The organism is Actinomadura sp. (assembly GCF_044508335.1).
Classification (GTDB): Bacteria; Actinomycetota; Actinomycetes; order Streptosporangiales; family Streptosporangiaceae; genus Spirillospora.
The window spans coordinates 1-20,878 of the sequence record NZ_JBIQHY010000038.1; the positions used below are offsets into that span (position 1 = coordinate 1).

16 protein-coding genes are annotated in these 20,878 nt (G+C 77.0%); 8 read left to right on the top strand and 8 right to left on the bottom strand.

The genetic code is table 11. The features are described from left to right. The coding region (locus ACIWVC_RS15670) for a hypothetical protein (RefSeq protein ID WP_396454255.1) at nucleotides 1-509 on the bottom strand (509 nt) is incomplete at its 3' end. Nucleotides 510-889: 380 nt separating this feature from the next. Between ACIWVC_RS15670 and ACIWVC_RS15675 the strand changes: the two genes are divergently transcribed. Further along, the gene (locus tag ACIWVC_RS15675; protein ID WP_396454256.1) at nucleotides 890-2,461 is read left to right on the top strand and encodes a protein kinase; all 1,572 of its coding nucleotides are present in this window, start codon (nucleotides 890-892) and stop codon (nucleotides 2,459-2,461) included. Nucleotides 2,462-2,467: 6 nt separating this feature from the next. Here ACIWVC_RS15675 and ACIWVC_RS15680 read toward each other — a convergent pair whose 3' ends face one another. From ACIWVC_RS15680 to ACIWVC_RS15690, 3 genes are all read right to left on the bottom strand, one after another. Then, the gene (locus ACIWVC_RS15680; protein ID WP_396454257.1) at nucleotides 2,468-4,513 is read right to left on the bottom strand and encodes a fibronectin type III domain-containing protein; all 2,046 of its coding nucleotides are present in this window, start codon (nucleotides 4,511-4,513) and stop codon (nucleotides 2,468-2,470) included. 119 nt (nucleotides 4,514-4,632) lie between these two features. Beyond that, nucleotides 4,633-5,568 carry a threonine/serine dehydratase gene (locus ACIWVC_RS15685; RefSeq protein WP_396448960.1) on the bottom strand — a complete coding sequence of 312 codons (936 nt, stop codon included), beginning with the start codon at nucleotides 5,566-5,568 and terminating at the stop codon, nucleotides 4,633-4,635. Next, complete coding sequence (locus ACIWVC_RS15690; RefSeq protein ID WP_396448959.1) at nucleotides 5,565-5,756, bottom strand: hypothetical protein; 192 nt, start codon at nucleotides 5,754-5,756, stop codon at nucleotides 5,565-5,567. The genes ACIWVC_RS15685 and ACIWVC_RS15690 overlap by 4 nt, the downstream gene beginning before the upstream one ends. An 18-nt stretch (nucleotides 5,757-5,774) precedes the next feature. Here ACIWVC_RS15690 and ACIWVC_RS15695 point away from each other — a divergent pair, with 18 nt between their 5' ends. Then, on the top strand, nucleotides 5,775-6,413 hold the full coding sequence (locus ACIWVC_RS15695; protein WP_396448958.1) for a hypothetical protein: 639 nt from the start codon (nucleotides 5,775-5,777) through the stop codon (nucleotides 6,411-6,413). 34 nt (nucleotides 6,414-6,447) lie between these two features. On the opposite strand, the gene ACIWVC_RS15700 is transcribed toward ACIWVC_RS15695, so the two are convergent. The 3 genes from ACIWVC_RS15700 to ACIWVC_RS15710 are packed head-to-tail and all read right to left on the bottom strand — an operon-like array spanning nucleotide 6,448 to nucleotide 10,747. Then, nucleotides 6,448-8,631 (bottom strand): transglutaminaseTgpA domain-containing protein, encoded by a 2,184-nt coding sequence (locus tag ACIWVC_RS15700; RefSeq protein WP_396454258.1) that lies wholly within the window; start codon nucleotides 8,629-8,631, stop codon nucleotides 6,448-6,450. Next, entirely contained in the window at nucleotides 8,628-9,749 is a 1,122-nt protein-coding gene (locus tag ACIWVC_RS15705) for a DUF58 domain-containing protein (protein WP_396448956.1), read from the bottom strand. Before ACIWVC_RS15705 ends, ACIWVC_RS15700 begins: the two co-directional genes overlap by 4 nt. Before the next feature lie 14 nt (nucleotides 9,750-9,763). Beyond that, nucleotides 9,764-10,747: an AAA family ATPase gene (locus tag ACIWVC_RS15710; RefSeq protein ID WP_396448955.1), complete on the bottom strand. Its 984-nt coding sequence runs from the start codon at nucleotides 10,745-10,747 to the stop codon at nucleotides 9,764-9,766. A gap of 190 nt (nucleotides 10,748-10,937) precedes the next feature. Between ACIWVC_RS15710 and ACIWVC_RS15715 the strand changes: the two genes are divergently transcribed. The 6 genes from ACIWVC_RS15715 to ACIWVC_RS15740 all read left to right on the top strand — a co-directional run bounded on the left by ACIWVC_RS15715 (nucleotide 10,938) and on the right by ACIWVC_RS15740 (nucleotide 19,209). Beyond that, entirely contained in the window at nucleotides 10,938-11,663 is a 726-nt protein-coding gene (locus tag ACIWVC_RS15715; protein ID WP_396448963.1) for a M50 family metallopeptidase, read from the top strand. Between the two features lie 127 nt (nucleotides 11,664-11,790). After that, nucleotides 11,791-13,089: an SWIM zinc finger family protein gene (locus tag ACIWVC_RS15720; RefSeq protein ID WP_396454259.1), complete on the top strand. Its 1,299-nt coding sequence runs from the start codon at nucleotides 11,791-11,793 to the stop codon at nucleotides 13,087-13,089. Then, the gene (locus ACIWVC_RS15725) at nucleotides 13,086-14,642 is read left to right on the top strand and encodes a DUF5691 domain-containing protein (protein ID WP_396454260.1); all 1,557 of its coding nucleotides are present in this window, start codon (nucleotides 13,086-13,088) and stop codon (nucleotides 14,640-14,642) included. The genes ACIWVC_RS15720 and ACIWVC_RS15725 overlap by 4 nt, the downstream gene beginning before the upstream one ends. Further along, nucleotides 14,639-15,724, top strand: coding sequence for an AAA family ATPase (locus ACIWVC_RS15730; RefSeq protein ID WP_396448952.1), 1,086 nt, complete (start codon nucleotides 14,639-14,641; stop codon nucleotides 15,722-15,724). Before ACIWVC_RS15725 ends, ACIWVC_RS15730 begins: the two co-directional genes overlap by 4 nt. Further along, on the top strand, nucleotides 15,685-17,943 hold the full coding sequence (locus tag ACIWVC_RS15735) for a DUF5682 family protein (RefSeq protein ID WP_396454261.1): 2,259 nt from the start codon (nucleotides 15,685-15,687) through the stop codon (nucleotides 17,941-17,943). Before ACIWVC_RS15730 ends, ACIWVC_RS15735 begins: the two co-directional genes overlap by 40 nt. Nucleotides 17,944-18,033: 90 nt before the next feature. Continuing rightward, the gene (locus ACIWVC_RS15740; protein ID WP_396454262.1) at nucleotides 18,034-19,209 is read left to right on the top strand and encodes a VWA domain-containing protein; all 1,176 of its coding nucleotides are present in this window, start codon (nucleotides 18,034-18,036) and stop codon (nucleotides 19,207-19,209) included. On the opposite strand, the gene ACIWVC_RS15745 is transcribed toward ACIWVC_RS15740, so the two are convergent. Next, nucleotides 19,198-20,832 carry a protein kinase gene (locus ACIWVC_RS15745; protein ID WP_396454263.1) on the bottom strand — a complete coding sequence of 545 codons (1,635 nt, stop codon included), beginning with the start codon at nucleotides 20,830-20,832 and terminating at the stop codon, nucleotides 19,198-19,200. The two genes, ACIWVC_RS15740 and ACIWVC_RS15745, sit on opposite strands and share 12 nt — an antisense overlap. Nucleotides 20,833-20,878 lie beyond the last annotated feature (46 nt).

Genomic DNA, 20,878 nt, shown 5'->3' on the forward strand with positions numbered 1-20,878 from the left:
GACGCGACGAGCGCGCCGACGAGCCCGGCGGTGAGGACGGCCGCGGTCGCGAGCGGCAGCACCGACCGGGTGCGCACGGGGCGCAGCGCCTGCGGCTCGAACCGGTCGGCGCCGCGCGGCACCGGCACGCGGACGGCCTCGGCGGCGCGGATCGCCGACCAGGGGTCGCGCACGCCCAGCTCGATCAGCTGGTCGCGGATCTGGTACCGGGGCAGCCCCTCGATGTGCCGGAGCACGTAGGCGGCGCGGACGTGCGGCGCGAGCCGGGACAGCGCGGCGGTGAGCGCCGGGTCGGGCAGCCGCCCGGGCAGCGCGCGCAGCCAGGGGCCGAGGCCGATCTGCAGGCGGCGGGAGGGGCGCAGCGCCCGGCGCAGCACACGGGTGCGCCAGCGGGCGCGCCCGGCGGCGGAGCGGTCGCGGGCGCCGCGCGCGGCGCCGTCCACGATCCGCCGGGCGATCGCCAGCCGGTAGACGCGCTTGCCCCTGCCCGGCAGAACGAAATACGCCATGCGGACAAGGTCCCCATAAGCCGTTTTCGCCGGCGGCGTTTCCGTCCCCGGTTTCGTCATGACATCTTCCGTCACGGCGGGCCACTCCCTCTGGGCCGTTCCATCGTCGCGAACCCCGAGGTTAGAGCGCCGCGAGCGGGCCGCGGCACGGAATTGGCACAACGATTAACCAGCCCGAAAGAAATGTCCCGGCATTTCCGGACGGATCCGTGCCGCGGCGCGTGTTCGCGGGAGGAGCCGCGCCGGATTCGTCCCCGTACTACGCTGTTGACCTCCCGGGGAACCGTCCTGCGCCGCACCCCGTCGGACCCGTGCGGCCGGACCTGCGCGCCCCCGCCGCGACCCGGACAGACGAGCGACGGAGAGGGATCCCCCCACCCATGACCGAGGACGTCCCCGGCTACCGGGTGCTGGAGCAGGTCGGCGAGGGCGGCTTCAGCGTCGTGTACCGCGCGCACCAGGAGCGCCTCGACCGGATGGTCGCGCTCAAGGTCCTGTCGGTCGGCGCGGTGGACGCCGCGGCGATGCGCCGGTTCCAGCGCGAGTGCAAGATCACCGGGCGGCTGTCCGGGCACCCCAACATCGTGACGGTGCTCGACACCGGCACCACGCGCGCCGGCCGCCCCTACATCGCGATGGAGTACTTCGAGCACGGCGCGCTGACCGACCGGCTCGCCAAGGAGGGGCCGCTGCCGGTCGCGGACGTGCTGCGCATCGGAGTGAAGATGGCGGGCGCGCTCGCCGCCACCCACGAGACCGACGTCCTGCACCGGGACGTCAAGCCGCAGAACGTGCTGCTGTCCAAGTACGGGGAGCCGGCGCTCGCCGACTTCGGCGTCGCCCGCCTGGTCGACTCCTTCGACGCCACGCACACCCAGGCGTTCACCCCGCACCACGCGGCGCCCGAGGTGCTGGAGGGCCGGCCGCCCGGCGTGGGCGCCGACGTCTACTCGCTGGGCTCGACGCTGTACCAGCTGCTGGCCGGGCAGCCGGCGTTCAAGGGCCCGCCCGGCGAGGGCATCGCGCTGCTGATGCTGCGGATCCTGCACGAGCCGCCGCCGCCGATCCAGCGGCCGGACGTCCCGCCGCGGGTCTCGGACGTCATCGGCCGCGCGATGGCGAAGACGCCCGAGCAGCGCTACGCGACCGCCGTGGAGTTCGCGCGGGCGCTGCAGCAGGTGCAGGCCGAGCTGGGGCTCCCGGTCACGGACGTGCCCCACAGCGCCGCCGCGGTCCGCCCGGGGCCGGCGCCCGGTCTGCCGGGGCCGCCGCTCGTCCCGGAGTGGGCGCCGACGACGAGCGACCCGCACACGGGCGACCCGCGTGCGAGCGGCTCCCACGGCGGCACGGGCCCGACCACGCCGCACACGAACCCGACGGCGCCCCACACCGGCCCGACCGCGCCCCACACCGGCCCGCCCGCGCCGCTCCCCGGCCGGCCGCACGACGGGCCGCGCCGCGGGCTGGTCGTCGCGGCGGGCGTCGCGCTCGCCGGCGGGCTGGCGCTCGGCGTCGGGGCCCTCGCGCTGGCGGGCCCCGGCGGGGAGGGCGGGGAGCACGCCGCCGGTCCGCCGCCGTCCCAGGCCGTCCCGCAGGCCGGGACGCAGCAGCGGCAGCCGGTGACGGCCGCGCAGCTCGCGGCGGCGCGGCCGCGCAAGGTCGCCGTCCGGCAGGCCGGCCGGACGGCCGCGCTCGCCTGGACGCTGCCGCCCGCCGCGCGGGAGCTGCCGCTGCTCGTGCAGCGCCGGCCCGCGGGGAACGAGCCGATCGTGACGGTCCCGGCAGGGTCGCGCTCGGCGACCGTGCCGGGCCTGCGGCCGAAGACCGCCTACTGCTTCAAGGTCGGCGCGGTGCTGCGCCTCAACCAGGGCGCGGCGCCGGACGTCGCCTGGTCGGCGCCCGCCTGCCTGCGCACGGGCAAGGCCAAGCCCGCCAAGCCGAAGCGCGGCTGACCGGCGCTACTTGCACTTCCATACGGGCGGCCCGGCGAAGCTTTTCCAGTCGCCGGGCGTGTTGACCAGGTAGCCGAGCAGGTAGCCGGTCTTGCCCTGCCAGGTGACCTTGGCGTACATGTCGCCGGCGAGGCTGGAGTCCCGCGGGTGCGTGTAGTAGACGCCCTTCTCCTGGCAGTGGACGGTGATCATCTCGCCGTTGTTGTCGTGCATGGTGGCGACGAGCGCGCCGTTCTTGCCGTCGGGCGTGGCCCGGATGTAGGCGTCGGAGTTGCCGTTGCGCTCCACCGGGTACTTGGCCGCGGGGCCGGTCAGCGTCGCGTCGAGCACCGCGGCCGCGCCGGTGCCGGCGCCGTTGGCCGCCGTGACGGCGAAGCTGTAGGAGCCGTTGGTGTACACGTCGCCGAGCGTCACGGACGTCTGCGCCCCGGTGGCCGAGCCGCTGACCGGGCCGTCGTAGGCGAGCCGGTAGGTGACCGAGCCCGCGCCGGGCGGCGGCGTCCACGACACCTTGGCGCCGGACGACGTGGCCTGGGCGGTGAGGCCGGTCGGCGCGCCCGGCGCCACGCACGGCCGGACGGGGTCGCTCGCCGCCGACACCTGCTCGCGGGTCCGGCCGCGGGCGTCCCGGTAGCGGACGGCGACGCGGAACCGGTACTCGCGCCCGCAGTCGCCGCCGCCGACCGTGAACGTGAAGGGCCCCGCGCCCTGCCGGATCGCGGACGGGCTCACGGTCATGCCGGACGGGACGTCCTTCAGCACGTAGCCGATGACGCCGTCGCCCTGCGAGGGCTGGAAGTCGACCCGCATCGTGCCCGCGCCGGGCGTGACGGAGATGTTGGACGGCGCGCTCGGCGGCTCCCCCGGGCCGGGCGGCGCGGGCGGCTGGGACGGCTGCCGCGGCGCGCGGGGCGGCGGGGCCTCCCCGCCTCCGGGCAGCGGGATGGGCCGGCGGTCCGGCCCGCCGGGCACCCGGTCCTTGTACTTGTCGACGCCCTTCCCGGCGCCCTCCCGGTCGATGACGACGGCGCGCGGGCCGGACGGGTCGTTCGCCCAGAGCATGCCGTCGCGGACGAAGACGTCCAGCTTGGCGGGCCGCCCCGCGACCGGGACGGGCTTCTCGAACCGGTTGTTCGCCGAGTCGTACACGATCAGCGCGCCGGCGGTCTCGTCCGGGATGTAGACCTTCGCGCCGAGCATCTGCGGCGGCCGGTAGCGGTGCCTCGGCATCGCGAGCCGCGTGCTGGAGTAGCGGCCGGTGCCGGTGTCGACGGTGACGAGCGACCCGGCGCCGGGCACCAGCAGCGGGACGGTCTCGCCCTCGGTCGCGGCGGGCGCGAGCACGCCGCCGCGCCCGGCCCGCCGCACGGTCGTCGGCAGGCTCACCGTGATCTTCTCGCCGGACGCCTTGACGACGGTCGCGGTCGCGGCGGTGGAGTCGGTGACGACCGGGTTCCCGGCCGCCATGGTGAGCGCGAGGCTGTCGCCCGCCTCGCCGACGCGGACCGGCGGCCGCAGCCGGCCGCCGGAGAACGCGGCGACCTCGCCGTTCCGCGCCACCGGCACCCACAGCGCGCCGCGCGCGTCGATGCCGGCCTGCCCGAGGACCGGCGGCAGCGTCGCGGACGCGCCGACGGGGGTCAGCGCGACCGGGTCGATCTCCTGCACGACGCCCTTGACCGAGTCGACCGTGTACGCCTTCCCGCCCGCGGCGAGGACCTGGATGCCCTTGCCGAGCGGGCGGCTCGTCCCGATGTCGAGCTGGGACGGGTCGAGCCGGCTGACGACGCCGGTGTCCAGGTCGACGATCAGCACGGTACCGCCGTCCTGGACGATCTTGATGTTGTGGCCGCGCATCTGCGGGACCACGGCCGTCTTGCCGTCGACCTTGCCCGCCGGGCCGTTGACGTGCACGACGAGCCCCCGGCCGGTGGCGGTCAGCCAGGCTCCGACGTCGGCGAGCCGGTAGGTGGCGCTCGCGACGCCCACCCCGTAGACGGCGGCGGCGATGGCGAGCACGCCGACGAGCCCGGCGGCGACCTGCCCGGTCAACCGGTCACGCCGGAACAAAGACCCCAGAAACGCCAGACGCACGCGTGTTCACCTGCCCCGTTCGCACCGGAAACCGTACTGTCTCCCGCCGCGCACCCGCCCGGGTTTTCCCGGAAAGATCAATTTTCGCGGAGCGCCGCGGTGTAGGCGGGGACGGTGATGTTGCGGCCCGACACGACGACCACCGGGCGGCCGGTGACCTCGACCTGACCGGCGAGGACGGCGGCGAGGCCCGCGGCGCCGGCGCCCTCGGCGACGAGGCCGTGCTCGTGGAAGAGCCCGCGGAGCGCCGTCCGGATCTGGTCATCGGTCACCGAGGTCAGCTCGGCGGTCTCCCCGATCACCTCCGGGGTCACGCTGCCGGGTTCGAGGTTGCCGGGCAGGCCGTCGGCGAACGTCTCGCCGACCTCGACCCCGACGACCCGCCCGGCCGCCAGCGAGGCGGACACGCCGCGCGACACCGCCGACTCGACGCCGACGATCCGCACGTCCCCGCGCTCGCGCGCCCAGAGGCAGAGCCCGGCGAGCAGCCCGCCGCCGCCGACCGGCGCGACCACGGTGAGCGGCCCCTCGGCCTGCCGGTCGAGCTCGCGTCCGATGGTGCCCTGCCCGGCGATCACGGCGGGGTCGTTGTAGGGCGAGACGTAGTGGCCGGGGAGGGTCATCGCGTGCGCCTCGGCCTCGTCGTAGGTCAGCCCGTGCTGCACGAGCCGCACCGGGTACGCGCCGATCTTGTCGACCTTCACCCGCGACGCGCGCGTGGACACGACCACGGTCACGTCGGCGCCGGACTTCGCGGCGGCGTAGCCCATCCCGAGGCCGTGGTTGCCGGCACTCGCGGTGACCGCGGGCACGCCTTCCGGGAGCGCCGCGACGGCCGCGAGCGCGCCGCGCACCTTGAACGCGCCGGTCGGCTGGCACGTCTCCAGCTTCAGCAGCGCGCCGGGCGCCAGGCCGGACGGGACGAGCGGGGTGGGCGGGAGCTCGGCGGAGACGACCCGCCAGGCGCGCTCCAGGTCGCCGGGGCCGGGCGCGCGGACCGCCCGCGCCGTCACGGCCGCTCCCGGTGCGCCTCGTCCAGCCGCTCGTGGAGGCGGCCGCGGATCTCCTCGGGCGTGTAGGACCGGCGGCGCCGCTCGGCGCGCACGATCACCGCGCCGGTCGCGGCGACGCCGACGAGCCCGGCGACGCCCAGCGCCTTCCACAGGCCGGGGCCCTTCCACGCGCCCTTTCTCCATCGCATGCGACTACCGTAGCGATCATGCCGGGTACGAGCATCTCCCTCGACCGGGCCGCCGAGCTGACCCGCACCGGGGACGTGTGGCTGTTCCGCGGCCGGACGGTCGCGGACCGCGCGATCCAGATGACGACGAACAGCCCCGTCAACCACGTCGGCATGGCGCTGGTCGTCGACGACCTGCCGCCGCTGATGTGGCACGCCGAGCTGGGCCGCTCGCTGCGCGACATGTGGACGGGCGGCCACCACCGGGGCGCCCAGCTGCACGACCTGCGGGACGCCGTCCTGGTCTGGGGCGACCGGTACGGGCAGCGGGCGTGGCTGCGGCAGCTCGACCCGCCGGCGTCCCGGGCGATGGAGGACGCGGCGCTGCGCGCGGTGGCCCGGCTGGACGGCACCCCGTTCCCGTCGACGTCGAAGCTGGCGGCGCGCTGGGTGCGGGGCCGGGTGCCGGTGCGGCGCCCCGCCGGACGGGACGCCGACCTGGAGACGGCGTTCTGCGCGGAGATCGTCGCGGTGACCTACCAGGCGATGGGCCTGCTCCCGAAGGGCCGCCGCCCGAACTGGTTCGACCCGGGCCGCTTCTGGAGCGGGGACGACCTGGACCTGGAGACGGGCGCCGTGCTCGGCGGCGAGATCGCCGTGACCGTGCCCGCGTCCTGACGCCCCCGCGGGTTCCCGGGATCGCGGGGCGCGGTCAGCGCGGCGGCGGCTCGGCGCGGCGGCGGTCTTTCAGGGACCGCGGGTGCAGGCGGCGGCGCAGGCGGCGCAGGCGCCCGGCCTTGGCGGTGACGAGGCGTCCGAGCGCGTCGGTGTGGTCCCAGGCCCGGTCGGCGGCGCGCGGGTCGGGCTGGGACGCGGCGAAGCGGGCGTGGTTGACCAGGTCGGCGAGCGGCGCCAGGTGGTCGCGGGCGGCGTCGCCGACGGTGGACGCGCCGAAGTGCGCGACCTCGTGGGCGGTCAGGGTCCGGGACGCGGACAGGCCGGCGTCCGCGAGGTGGTCGAGCGCCTGGTGCCAGGCGCCGGTGATGCGGGCGGCGGGCGTGCCCGTCCGGCGCCGCCGCCTGCGCAGGGCCGGGGCGGTGAGGACGGCGCACAGGTAGCCGATGAGGAGGGCGGCCGCGGCGAGTGCGGCGAACACCCACCACGGGGTCGGGGAGCCGGCGGCGGGGGCCGCCTTCCGCTGCTCCCGCTGCGCCGTCTCGGTCTGCTCGGGGGCGCGCTGCCGGGAGGCCGCGCTCTTCTGCGCCTGCTCCAGCTTCTGCTGGGTCTGCCCGGCGGCGACGCCGCCGTCGTCCTTGGACGGGCGGGCGCTGTCGGGGAGCGGGTTGAAGCGGATCCAGCCGAGGCGGTCGAACTTGATCTCGGGCCACACCATCACGTCCCCGGAGCGGATCTGGACGGTGCCGCCCGCGCGCAGGCCGCCCTCGAACCCCACGACGACGCGGGACGGGAGCCCCAGCGTCCGGGCGAGCAGGGCGTAGGCGGTGGCGAAGTGCTCGGGCGTGCCGCGCCTGCCCTGGCCGAGGAAGTAGTCGATCTGCCGGTAGCTGTGCCCCGGCGGCGCGGTCACGTCGTACTTGGCGTAGACCTTGAGGTAGTCGGCCAGCATCGCGGCCTTCTGGAGGGACGTCACCGCGCCCCGGGTGGCGGCCTGCGCGAACTTGCGGAACTCGGCGATCTGGACGGGCGGCTGCTTCGCGCCCGGCCCCCAGGGGAGCCGCCGCGCGGCCTCCGCCTCGGCGTCGGTGGCGACGCCCGCGTCCGCCAGGTCGTCGGCCGTCCACTCGGGCACCGCGGACTCGACCCGGTAGGTCTGGCCGGGGCGCAGCGGCCGCGCGGCGGCGAGGGCGCCGCTGCCCGGGTCGACGACGACGGGGAGCCCGTCCACCCGCCGGGGCCGGTCGGGCGCCGGGACCCACACGCCGGTCAGCTCGCGGATCGTGATGCGCTGGGCGACCTCGTGCCGCTCGTCCGGCGCCGGCCCCGCGGGCACGCGGCTCCCGGTGGGGACGAACCGGGCCGTGGACGACCAGGTCACGCCGTCGAACCGGTCCAGGACGGCGAGCCGCTCGGCCGGCGTGCTCGCCGCGCCGACGGTGAACAGGACCCGGCCGGGGCTCAGCAGCCAGCCGCCGACGCGGTCGAGCGGGCTGACGCCGTCGCGCCGCTGCGGCGGCGGGGCCTGCACCCGCTCGCGCGGGTCGTAGGGCGCGGCGCCGACCGGGACGAGCGGGCCGGCGGCGAACGCCAGCGCGCCGAGGACGGCGGCCGCCGGGATCCCCGCGGCGAGCGGGCGCCAGGCGACGCCCGCGCCGGGGCCGTCCGCGCGGATCAGCACGAGGACGGCGATCAGCACGGCGGTGGCGGCGGCGAGCGGCATGTTCGATCCGGGGCCGTCCACGCCGAGCAGCAGCGCCACCGCCCACACGCCGAGCGCCGGGACGGCCGGCGCGGCGCGCAGCGAGGTGCGGAGCGCGAGTTCGGCGGACGCGAACGCCGCGAGCCACACCGTCACGCTGACCAGGACGAGGTATTCGGGCTCGGCGGGCGCGGGCAGCAGCGTGGTCAGGACCGCCTTCCACGAGCTGAGCACGCCCTCGCGCAGCGCCTGCGGCAGCGTCCCGCCGCTCAGGGCCGGGCGCAGGACGGTGACCGACACGGTCGCGGCCCACGCGGGCACGGTGAGCACGAGCGAGATCCACAGCGGCCACGGCCCCTTCTCGCGCGGGCCCGACAGCAGCCCGGCCAGCAGCGTGGGGACCACCGCCGCGACGGCGGCGACCGGGACGACCGGCCCGAGGCCGAAGACCCGCTGGAACGAAAGGCCGGCGACGGCGGCCAGGGCGGCCGTCACGGCCAGCGCGATATAGCGGCTCACCAGGCCCGCCGCCACGATTCCGCCAGGCCGTCCAGGTCATCGACGTCGACGGCCAGGACGCCGGGCGGCGCGGAGGCGGGCCCGTCCGGCCGGACGCGCAGCACCACGACCCGGTCGAACCGGGGCCGGACGGACGCGATCCGCCCCATCTCGGCGTCGCCGTTCGTGACGACGACGAGGGAGCCGCCGGGGCGCACGCTCCGCACCGCGTCCACGGCCGACCGCCGCCCGTCGTCCGTCCCGACCGCGGTGAGGGCGTCGAGCAGGGCCTCGGCGTCGTCCGGGCCGCCGCGCGTGGCGGCCAGCGGCCCGGCGCCGGTGAGGACGCGGACGGGGAAGCCCGCCGAGGCCGCCCCGGCGGCCGCGGACGCCGCCGCGTCCACGGCCAGCTCGAAGTCGTCGGGCTCCGGCCAGGCCGCCGCCCGCGCCTCCAGCACGACCGTCGTCGTCGGCAGGCTCGCGTCCACGAGCCGGCGGACCATCAGCGTCCCGGTGCGGGCCGACGACTTCCAGTGGATGTGCCGCAGCTCGTCGCCGACGACGTACTCGCGGAGCGCGTGGAACGTCGCCGAGCCCGCCGGGGACCGGTCGCTCGTCGGCCCCTCCAGGTGGTGGGCGCGGCCGGACGGCAGCACCGGCAGCCGCACCGTCCGCGGCCGGACGAGCAGCACCCGCGGCTCGCCGTACTCGCGGACCCGGCGGGCCAGCCGCAGCGGGTCGGCCCGCTCCAGCCGCAGCGGGCCCACGGCGATCTCGCCGCGCCGCGCCGTCGGCAGCGTGTACGTCACGGTGCGCCTGCCGCCCCGGCGCAGCCGCGGGATGCCGACCGCCACGTCCGCAGGGCCGGCGGCGTCCCGCGCGCTGAGCCCCCGGACCGCGCGCCCCCTGTTCGCGACGTGCAGGACGCCGACGGCGGGCTCCCCGCGCGCCACCTTCGCGGGGGCGATCTCCCGGCCGACGTCCAGGCGCGGTCCGGGCAGCGTCCACAGCAGCGCGCCCGCCACCGCGGCGAGCCCGGCGACCGCCAGCGCCGCGGGCTCGGGGTAGCCGAGCCACCAGCCCGCCGCGTACAGCGCCGCCGAGGCGGCCGCCGTCCCCCACCCGAGCGGCGTCAGCACGTCACACCCGCTTCTCAGACGCCCGCGGCCTGCGGGGTCGGCACGTTCTGCAGCACCTCGCCGACCACGTCCGCGCCGGTGCGGCCGCGCAGCTCGGCCTCCGGCGTCACGAGCAGCCGGTGCGCGACGACCGGGACGGCGAGCGCCTTCACGTCCTCGGGGACCAGGTAGGAGCGCCCGGCCGCGGCCGCCCGCACCCGCGCCGCGCGCAGCAGCGCGATCCCCGCCCGGGGGCTCGCGCCGAGCCGCAGCTCGGGGTGCTCGCGGGTGGCCGCGACGACCCGCACCAGGTAGTCGTGCAGCGGCGGCGCGACGTGCAGCCGCTGCGCGAAGTCGATCGCGCGGGCGAGGTCCTCGCCGCCCAGCACCGGCGGCAGCCGGTCGAGCGCCGGGCCCGACGGCGCGCCCGCGAGCAGCGCCACCTCGGCCCGGTGGTCGGGGTAGCCCATCGAGATCCGCATCAGGAACCGGTCGAGCTGCGCCTCCGGCAGCGGGTACGTGCCGTCCATGTCCACCGGGTTCTGCGTCGCGATGACCATGAACGGGCGCGGCACCGGGTGCGGGACGCCCTCCACCGTCACCCGGCGCTCCTCCATGACCTCCAGCAGCGCCGACTGCGTCTTCGGGGAGCCGCGGTTGATCTCGTCGGCGACCGCGATGTTCGCGAAGACCGGACCGGGGTGGAACTCGAAGGCGTTCGTCCCCTGGTTGAAGATCGAGACGCCGGTGATGTCGCTGGGCAGCAGGTCGGGGGTGAACTGGATGCGCGCCCACTTCGCCTCCACGGACGCCGCGATCGCCCGGGCCAGGGTGGTCTTCCCCACGCCGGGGACGTCCTCGACGAGCAGGTGCCCCTCGGCGAGCAGGCAGACCAGCGCGAGCTCAATCTTGTCGCGCTTGCCGCGCACGATCCGCTCGACGTTGCCCGCCAGCGCGGCGAACAGCTGCGCGAACCGCCCGGCGAGCGCGTCCGCGTCGATGCCCGCGTTCTCCGTCATCCGCCCCGGACCCCCGTCCCCTGCCGACGGGAAGGCACCCTAGCGGCAATACGCCGCAGAGGCGTCGAGATCTCCGAACCTCACCCCGATCTAGGACGAACCGAACGCGGACGTTATCCGCGGCGTCCTAATGTTGGGCATCGCGACGACGGACTCCGGGGTGGACGTGGAAGACATCAGCATCGGCGACATGTGGAACCGGCTGACGGGATCGCAGCCCGACCCGCCGCTGTGGCTGGTCGGCCTCGTCGGCGTCATCGCGCTCGCCGCGGTGCTCCACGGCCCGACCTGGCGGATCGCGCGCAACACCGTCACGATCGCGCACGAGGGCGGGCACGCGCTCGTCGCGCTGCTGACCGGCCGCAAGCTGGACGGCATCAAGCTGCACTCCGACACCTCCGGGGTGACCGTCTCGCGCGGCAAGCCGCACGGCCCGGGCATGATCCTCACGGCGCTGGCCGGGTACGTCACGCCGCCGCTGCTCGGCCTGTTCTTCGCGCTGCTCCTCGCGTGGGGCCGGATCACGCTGATGCTGTGGTTCTCGCTCGCCCTCCTCGCGGCGATGCTCGTGATGATCCGCAACGCCTACGGCGCGCTCACGGTGGTCGCGACGGGGGCGGTCGTCTTCGCGGTGTCCTGGCTGGGCAGCGCCGTCGTCCAGGCCGGGTTCGCCTACCTGGCCGCCTGGTTCCTGCTGCTGGCCGCGACCCGCCCGGTGATCGAGCTGCAGCGGATGCGCGCCCGGCACATGGCGCCGACCTCCGACGCCGACCAGCTCGCCCACCTCACGGGCGTCCCCGGCCTCGCCTGGGTGGGCCTGTTCGCCTCCACCGCCCTGCTCGCCCTCCTCGCCGGCGGCGCCCTCCTCGTCCCCGACGTCTCGGTCCCCGACCTCCCCGCACCGCCCGGCTTCTGACCGACCGGCCTGCCGGGCCGCGGGCTCGCGAAACGCCTCGTTCCGAGGTTCTCGACCGTCGCTCACGTGGAGAACGCGCAGGATCGTCACGCGGAGAATGTCGTAGGGGACGGATAGTTTCGGCTGTGTGAGCGAACGATGGGCCCGGGAGCAGGTGCTCGGCCTCGCGCCGGACGCGGCGTCCGCGAAGGCCGCCGGCGGGGTCGCCAAACCCGGCAAATGGGGCGGCACGGGGTGCGACGACGAGGCCGTCTGGGGCGAGTGCCGGGGCAGCGGCAAGTCCGTGTACCGGACGGGCGTCGACCTGACCGAGCCCGCGTACCGGTGCACGTGCCCGAGCCGGAAGTTCCCGTGCAAGCACGCGCTCGGCCTGCTGCTGATGTGGGCCGACGCGGTGGTGGAGGGCGGGCCGCGGCCGGGATGGGTCGCGGAGTGGGTTGAGGAGCGGCGCGAGCGGGCGGGGAGGGCGGCCCGGAGGCGGGCGGCGGCGGCCGGCCGGGGGCGCGATCCGAAGACCGCCGAGCGGCGGGAGCAGCGGGTCGACGACGGGCTCGCCGAGCTCGACCAGTGGCTCCGCGACCAGGTCGCGCACGGGCTGGCGCAGGCGGAGAAGGCGCCCTACCGGCTGTGGGACGACGCGGCGCGGCGGCTCGTCGACGCCCAGGCGGGGGCGCTCGCGGGGCAGGTGCGGGGGCTCGCCGCGATCCCGCGGCGCCCCGGCTGGCCGGGGCGGCTGCTGGAGGAGTACGCGCTGCTGCGGCTGCTCGTCCGGGCGCACCAGCGGCGGGACGAGCTGCCGGAGGGGCTGCGCGACACGGTCCGCTCGCGGGTCGGGTTCACCGTCCCGCAGGAGGACGTGCTGTCCGGCGGGGAGCGCGTCCGCGACCTGTGGTGCGTGCTCGGGTCGCGCGACACCGCGCAGGATCTGCTGACCACCAGGCGGGTGTGGCTGCGGGGGCGGCGGACGGGGCGGCCGGCGCTGGTGCTGTCCTTCGCGGCGCCGGGCGCATCGCTGGACGCGTCGCTCGTGACGGGTACGCAGGTCGACGCCGAGCTGGCGTTCTATCCGGGCGCGCAGCCGCTGCGGGCGCTGGTCGCCGGCCGGTACGGGGCCGCCGAACCGGCCGTGCCGGGCGGGACGGCCGTGCGGGAGTTCCTGGACGAGCACGCGGCGGCGCTGGCGAAGGACCCCTGGCTCGACCGCTGGCCCGCGGCGCTGGAGAACGCCCGGCCGGCGCGTGCGGAGGGAGGCGGCCTCTACGTGATCGACGGGGCCGGGGACGCGCTGCCGCTCCGGACTGGCGACCCGTGGCGGCTGCTCGCGCTGTCGGGCGGCGGGCCGGTCACGCTGTCCGGGGAGTGGAGCCCGCGCGGCCTGCGCCCGCTGGCCGCCTGGCACGAGACCGAGGGGACGGTGGTCCTGTGAGCGCGTGGAACGAGCACGTCACCGCCGCGCTGCTCGGCACCGAGCGGCGCGATCCGCCCGTCCTGCCGGAGGCGCCCGCCGAGGCCGGCGACCGGGCGGGGCGGCTGCTCGACCAGGCGGCGCTGCTGGCCGTCCGGCGGAGGGCGGGGCTCGTGCCGTCCGGTGCGGCGCCCGAGCCGGTCGCGCCGGCCCCGGTGGAGGACCGCCCCGTCGTGCCCCGGGCGGCGGCCGCGCGGCTGCGGCGGATCCTGGCCGGGGAGCAGACCCGGGTGCTGCCCGAATGGCTCGGCGCGGCGGCGGAGCGGGGTTACCGGGTGCCCGCGCAGGCGCTGCCCGACCTGCTGGAGCGCGGCCGGGCCGACCGGGCGCTGCGGCCGCCGATCGCGCGGGCGGCCGGGCGGCGCGGCGTGTGGCTGGCCCTGCAGAACACCGACTGGGCGTACCTCGTCGGATCCGGGGACGATCCGGGCGGCGGCCCCGAGGTGTGGGAGACGGGCACCCGCAACCGCCGCGCGGCCTACCTGACCAGGCTGCGGAGCACCGAGCCCGAGCGCGCGCGGGAACTGCTGCGCGAGACGTGGGCCAAGGAGTCCGCGCCCGACCGCACGGCCTTCCTCGCCGCGTTCGAGCACGGGCTGTCGCCGGCGGACGAGGAGTTCCTCGAAGCGGCCCTGGAGGATCGCGGCAAGGACGTCCGGCAGCTCGCGGCCGACCTGCTCGCCCGCCTGCCCGGGTCCGCCTACGGGGCGCGGATGGCGGCGCGCGCCCGCGGCTGCCTGGCGGCGGAGACCCGCACCGTGCGGGGGCGGCGGCGGACGCGGATCGCGGTGGACCCGCCGCACGCCCACGACGAGGAGATGGCGCGCGACGGCATCCCCTTCCACCCCAGCGGGTCGTTCGCGCCGCGCGGCGCGGGCGGGCCGGTGGGGACGCGGGCGGCGTGGCTGCGCGAGATCCTCGCCCGCACCCCGCTGTCCACCTGGACGGAGCTGTTCGAGCTGCCCCCGATGGAGATCGTCTGCCTCCCCGTCGGAGCGGCCGGGGAGCCGTCCTCCCGCAAGGGAGCGGTCTCCGAGTCCGAGGGGCGGGACGTCCACATCGGGTGGGCCAGGGCCGCGCTCGCCCAGCGCGACGGCGCGTGGGCGCGGGCGCTGCTCAAGGGCGGCGTCATGGTGGACGAGCCGGAGGCGCTCGCCGACCTGCTGTCCGTCCTGCCCGACGGCGAGCGCGACGCGGCGGCGGCCGACCTGATCCGCTGGGTGGAGGGGCGGCCCGACCTGCTGCGCCTCCTCGAACGGGTTCCCGGGCCGTGGGCGGGGCCGCTCGCCGAGGCGGTGGTCGCGGCGCTGACCGCGTCCGCCGCGCGTCCCGGGCGGCGCGACGAGCACCTGGTCACCCGGCTGTGCCGGCTCGCCGACCAGCGGCTCGAACCGGCCGCCGCGGCCCGCCTCGCCCCGCTGGCCGAGCGGGGCGACGCCGCGCCGCTCGGCGTCGCCGAACTGATCGCCACCCTGCGTTTCCGCGACGAGATGCTGAAGGAGCTGACCCCTTGACCGAGAACGCGGTACTGCGCCCGCACGCCGAACAGGAGTACGCGGGCGAGCTGGCGCGGCTGGCCGAGCACGACGACCGGCCCCGGCCGCCCGGCTGGCGGCTGTCGCCGTGGGCCGTCACCACGTACCTGCTCGGCGGCGAGCTGCCGGACGGGACGGCGATCAGCCCGAAGTACGTGGGGCCGCGCCGGCTCATGGAGGTGGCGGTGGCGACCCTCGCGACCGACCGGGCGCTGCTGCTGCTCGGCGTCCCGGGGACGGCGAAGACGTGGGTGTCGGAGCACCTCGCCGCCGCCGTCAGCGGCGACTCCACGCTGCTCGTGCAGGGGACGGCGGGCACCGCGGAGGAGGCGATCCGCTACGGGTGGAACTACGCGCGGCTGCTCGCCGAGGGGCCGTCCGAGCAGGCGCTGGTGGAGAGCCCGCTCATGCGGGCGATGCGGCGCGGCCAGGTCGCCCGCGTCGAGGAGCTGACCCGGATGCCGTCCGACGTCCAGGACACCCTCATCACCGTCCTGTCGGAGAAGACGCTGCCCGTCCCGGAGCTGAACACCGAGGTGCAGGCGCGCAAGGGCTTCACGGTCATCGCCACGGCGAACGACCGCGACCGGGGCGTGAACGAGCTGTCCAGCGCGCTGCGCCGCCGGTTCAACACGGTGGTGCTGCCGCTGCCGGAGACCGTCGAGGACGAGGTCGGCATCGTCGCCCGCCGCGTCGACCAGATCGGCGCCGGGCTGGAGCTGCCGGAGTCCCCGGCCGGGCTGGAGGAGATCCGCCGCGTCGTCACCGTGTTCCGCGAGCTGCGCTCCGGCGTCACCGCCGACGGGCGCACCAAGCTGAAGTCGCCCAGCGGCACGCTCAGCACCGCCGAGGCCATCTCGGTGGTCACCAGCGGCCTCGCGCTCGCCGCGCACTTCGGCGACGGGGTGCTGCGCGCCTCCGACGTCGCGGGCGGCATCGTCGGCGCCGTCGTGCAGGACCCGGTCTCCGACCGCGTCGTGTGGCAGGAGTACCTGGAGGCCGTCGTCCGCGACCGCCCCGAATGGCGGGACTTCTACCGGGCCTGCCGGGAGGTCTCTTGAGCCGCGTCGAGGTCTACGGGATCCGCCACCACGGGCCCGGCTCGGCGCGGGCGCTGCGCGGCGCCCTGGAGGAGTTCAAGCCGGACGCGGTGCTGATCGAGGGCCCGCCCGAGGCCGACCCGATCGTGGAGCTGGCCGGCGACCCCGGGATGGTGCCGCCGGTCGCGCTGCTCGCCTACTCCCCCGCCCCGCGGGACGGCGACCGCAGGGCCGCGTTCTGGCCGTTCGCCGAGTTCAGCCCGGAGTGGCAGGCGATCCGGTACGGGCTGGGCGCCGGCGTCCCGGTCCGGTTCTGCGACCTGCCGGCGGCGCACCAGCTCGTCCCGCTGCCGGACGGCGAGCCACCGGACGGCGAGCCGGCCGCGGAGGGCGTCCGGGCCGACCCGCTGGGCCGGCTGGCGGAGGCCGCCGGCTACGACGACGCCGAGCGCTGGTGGGACGACGTGGTCGAGCACCGCGGCGCCGGGCCGTCCCCGTTCCCCGCGATCGCGGACGCGATGGCGGAGCTGCGGGCGCGGCTCGCGGAGGAGCCCGCCGCGCCCCGCGAGGAGCAGCGCGAGGCCCACATGCGCCGGACGCTGCGCCGCACCCTCAAGGAGGGCCACGAGCGGGTCGCGGTGGTCTGCGGCGCGTGGCACGTGCCCGCCCTGCGGGCCGAGGTCCCCGCCGCCCACGACGACCGGACGCTGCGCGGGCTGCCCAAGACCAAGGTCGCCATGACCTGGGTGCCGTGGACGCACGGCCGCCTCGCCGGGCGCTCCGGCTACGGCGCGGGGGTCCGCTCCCCCGGCTGGTACCACCACCTGTTCACGGCCCGCGACCGCCCGGTCGAGCGGTGGCTGACCGCCGCCGCCCGCGTCCTGCGCGACGAGGACCTGCACGTCTCGTCCGCGCACGTGATCGAGGCCGTCCGGCTCGCCGAGGCCCTCGCCGCGCTGCGCGGCCGCCCCCTCGCCGGGCTCGACGAGGTCACCGAGGCGACCCGGGCGGTGCTGTGCGAGGGCGCCGACCTGCCCGTCGAGCTGATCCAGAAGCGCCTGGTCGTCGGGGAGCGGCTCGGCGCCGTCCCGGAGCGGACGCCGATGGTCCCGCTCCAGCGCGACCTCCAGGCCGAGCAGAGGCGGCTGCGGCTCAAGCCGTCCGCACTCGGCAGGGAACTCGACCTCGACCTGCGCAAGCCCACCGACCTGGAGCGCAGCCGCCTCCTGCACCGCCTCCGCCTGCTGGACGTCGAGTGGGGCGCACCGGCCGGCACCGGCCGCTCCAAGGGCACGTTCCGCGAGACCTGGACGCTGGCCTGGCGGCCCGAGTTCGACGTCGAGCTGATCGAGGCCGGCGCGTGGGGCACCACCGTCCGCGGCGCGGCCACGGCCCGCGCCCGCGCGGTGGCCGAGGACGCCGCCGCGCTCTCCGACCTCACCTCGGTGGCCGAGCGCTGCCTCCTCGCCGACCTCGGCGACGCGCTGCCCGCCGTCATGCGGGCCCTCGCCGACCGCGCCGCCGTCGACACCGACGTCGCGCACCTGATGGCGGCGATGCCTGCGCTGGTGCGCGCCCTCCGCTACGGCGACGTCCGCGGCACGTCCACCGGCCCGCTGCGCACCGTCGTCGACGGCCTGGTCGTCCGCGTCTGCGTCGGCCTCCCGCCCGCGATCACCGGGCTCGACGACGACGCCGCCCGCGAGTTCCTCGCGCACGTCGACGCCGTCCACGGCGCGCTGTCCCTGCTGGGCGACGAGGGCCGCCTCGAACGCTGGCGGCGCACCCTGGAGGGCGTCCTCGCCCGCCCGGACGCCCTGCACGGCCTCATCGAGGGCCGCCTCACCCGCCTGCTCCTCGACGCGGGCCGGCTCCACGACGTCCCCGCCCGGATGGCGCGCGCCGTCTCGGCCGGCACGCCCCCCGACCGCGCCGCCGCCTGGATCGAGGGCTTCCTGTCCGGCGGCGCGCTGCTCCTGCTGCACGACGAGCCGCTCCTCCGCCTCGTCGACGCCTGGATCGCGGGCCTGCCCGCCGGCTCGTTCACCGACGTCCTCCCCCTCCTCCGCCGCACCTTCGGCGCCTACCCGGCCGCCGAGCGCCGCGCCATCGGCGACCGCCTCCGCCGCCGCACGGCCCCCGGCACGGCCTCCCCGCCTCCGCCCGAAGAGGAGATCGACGACGAACGCGCCGCCCCGGCCGCCGCCGCGGCCCTCCAGATCCTCGGCTGGCGCACATGACGCGGGCGACGGAGGCGAAGCGGCGGGGTGCGGCGGGTGCGCGCCCTGATGAGGGTCCGCGGGACGGACGAGGCATGGAAAGGGGCCGGTGTGAGCGGTGACGGCGTGGACGACCGGCTGCGGCGGTGGCGGCTCGTGCTCGGGGGCGAGAGCGCCGACGGGACGGGGGTGTCGCTCACCGGCGACGACGTCCGGATCGACGGGGCGCTGGAGAAGCTCTACGGCGGCGGGGCCGGCGGGGGCCGGTCGCGGCCGGGGCGGCGCAGCGCCGGGCTCGGGGACTCCGCGCCCTCGGTGGCGCGGTGGCTCGGCGACATCCGCGAGTACTTCCCGTCCAGCGTCGTGCAGGTGATGCAGAAGGACGCGATCGAGCGGCTCGACCTCACCCGGCTGCTGCTGGAGCCGGAGATGCTGGACGCCGTCGAACCCGACGTGCACCTCGTGGGGACGCTGCTGTCGCTGAACCGCGTGATGCCCGACCGGGCGCGGGAGTCGGCGCGGGCGGTGGTGCGCGGGGTCGTCCGCGACCTGGAGCGGCGGCTCGCGCAGCGGACGCGGTCGGCGGTCGGCGGGGCGCTGGACCGGTCGGCGCGGGTGCCGCGGCCGAGGCGGCTCGCCGACGTCGACTGGGAGCGGACGATCCGCGCGAACCTGCGGCACTACCTGCCCGAGCACGGCGCCCTCGTCCCGGAGCGGCTGATCGGGTACGGGCGGCGGCAGCAGGCCGTCAAGCGCGACGTGGTCCTCGCCATCGACCAGAGCGGCTCGATGGCGGCGTCGGTGGTGTACGCGAGCGTGTTCGGGGCGGTGCTCGCCTCGATGCGGTCGCTGCGCACGTCGCTGGTCGTGTTCGACACCGGTGTCGCGGACCTGACGGACCAGCTGCACGACCCGGTGGAGGTGCTGTTCGGCACGCAGCTCGGCGGCGGCACCGACATCAACCGCGCCATCGCGTACTGCCAGGGCCTCGTCACCCGCCCCAACGACACGATCATGGTGCTGATCAGCGACCTGTACGAGGGCGGCGTCCGGGACGAGATGCTGCGCCGGGTCGGGGCGCTGACGGCGGCGGGCGTGCAGGTGGTGGTGCTGCTCGCCCTGTCGGACGAGGGCGCGCCCGCCTACGACCACGACAACGCGGCGGCGCTGGCCGCGATGGGCGTCCCCGCGTTCGCGTGCACCCCGGACGCGTTCCCGGACCTGATGGCCGCCGCGATCGAGCGCCGCGACCTCAAGGAGTGGTCGGAGCGGCGGTCACCGGGATGACCGCGACAGGCCCATGGCGAGCAGGACCACGACGACGGCGGTCAGCACGGCGTGCCCGGCCAGCGCGGACGCCTGGACGTGCACGAGCGCGCCCCACGCGCCCCACATGGCGACGCGGACCACGCGCGCGGCCATCACCGTCCACGCGGCGGCGCGCGAGCCGCGCCACGCGAGGATCACCGCCACCAGGGTGACCACGGCGACGACGGCGAAGGAGGACGCCACCACGGGCAGCAGGCCCCCGCGGTTCCCCTCCGTCAGCGACGGCCGCGCGATCAGGATCGCGAGCGCGGCGACGTCCAGGGCGGCGAGCAGCCCCGCGAGGACCAGGCCGGTGACCACGGCGGGCCCGCGCCGCAACCGCCCCGCACCGGTCGGCCCCCCTGTCCCGGCGCCTTGTCGCGGGGCGGGATCGGCATCGCCCCAGGACTCCGTGCCCCGTCCGGCCGGAGGCCCGCTCCAGTCCGTGCCCGGCGGCCCGTTCGCCGCGCCCGGCCCCCGCGCCGCGCCCAGAACGCCCGTGTAGGGCGCCGTGTCCGGGGCCGGGTCGAGGCCGGACGCGCCGGAGGGGCCGAACACCGCCCCGGGGCCGGACGCCGTGGCCGTGTCCGGCATGCCGGGGCCGCCCGTGCTCCAGGCGGGCTCCGGCGTGACGCGCGGGTCGGACGCCGTGCCGGGGCCGCCCCCGGCGCCGGTGTAGGAGGCGGTGTAGGGGGCGGTGCCGGGGGCCGGGGCGTCCGGGCTCGGGCCATCTTCCGGTGGCGTGCCCGGGGCGGGGGCCGTGCCGGGGACCGGCCTGGTCGGGCTGCCCCGCCCGAGGAGCCAGAGGAGGACCTCTTCGGAGGTCGGGCGGTCGGACGGGTCCTTGGCCAGGCAGGCGGCGGCGACCTCGGCGAGGGGGCCGGGGAGGACGCGCAGGTCCGGCGTCTCGTGCATGATCTTGTACATGACGGCCGGGAGCGGCCCGCCGGCGAAGGGATCGCGGGCGGTGGCGGCGAACAGCAGGGTGCCGGCCCAGGCGAACAGGTCGGCGGCGGGTCCGGCCCGGCCGGAGAACTGCTCGGGCGCCATGTAGGCGGGGGTGCCGACGACCTGGCTGGTCAGGGTGGTGCCGGCGTCGAAGGCGCGGGCGATGCCGAAGTCGATCACGCGCGGGCCGTCCGGGCCCATGAGGACGTTCTGCGGCTTGAAGTCGCGGTGCACGACGTTCGCGCGGTGGATCGCGGACAGGGCCGTCACCGAGCTGATCGCCAGGCGGTCCAGGTCGGCGCCGGTGCGGGGGCCCTCCTCCTGGACGAGGGCGCGGAGGGACGGGCCCGGGACGTACTCGCTGACGATGTAGGGGCGGTCGCCGGCCATGTCGGCGGCGAGCATCTGGGCCGTGCAGAACCCGGCGACGCGCTGGAGGAGGGCCAGCTCGCGGACGAAGCGCTCGCGGGCGTTCGCGTCGCCCAGCAGCCGGGCGTGCAGGAGCTTGACGGCCACGCGGGACGGGCCGGCGCCGGGGTCGGCGGGGCGGCCCAGGTACACCGCGCCCTGGCCGCCGGTGCCGAGGCGGCCGAGGAGCTCCCAGCCGCCGAGCCGGGTCGGGTCGGAGGGGTCGAGGGGAACCGGGCCCGCCATTTCGCACCCCCGTGAAAAAACTCGGCATTCCGCCGCGCACAAATCC

Coding starts and splice junctions, on each gene's coding strand:
- ACIWVC_RS15675 (WP_396454256.1), top strand. CDS start 890: ATGACCGAGGACGTCCCCGGCTACCGGGTGCTGGAGCAGGTCGGCGAG.
- ACIWVC_RS15690 (WP_396448959.1), bottom strand. CDS start 5,756: ATGCGATGGAGAAAGGGCGCGTGGAAGGGCCCCGGCCTGTGGAAGGCG.
- ACIWVC_RS15695 (WP_396448958.1), top strand. CDS start 5,775: ATGCCGGGTACGAGCATCTCCCTCGACCGGGCCGCCGAGCTGACCCGC.
- ACIWVC_RS15710 (WP_396448955.1), bottom strand. CDS start 10,747: ATGACGGAGAACGCGGGCATCGACGCGGACGCGCTCGCCGGGCGGTTC.
- ACIWVC_RS15715 (WP_396448963.1), top strand. CDS start 10,938: ATGTGGAACCGGCTGACGGGATCGCAGCCCGACCCGCCGCTGTGGCTG.
- ACIWVC_RS15735 (WP_396454261.1), top strand. CDS start 15,685: ATGGCGGGACTTCTACCGGGCCTGCCGGGAGGTCTCTTGAGCCGCGTC.
- ACIWVC_RS15745 (WP_396454263.1), bottom strand. CDS start 20,832: ATGGCGGGCCCGGTTCCCCTCGACCCCTCCGACCCGACCCGGCTCGGC.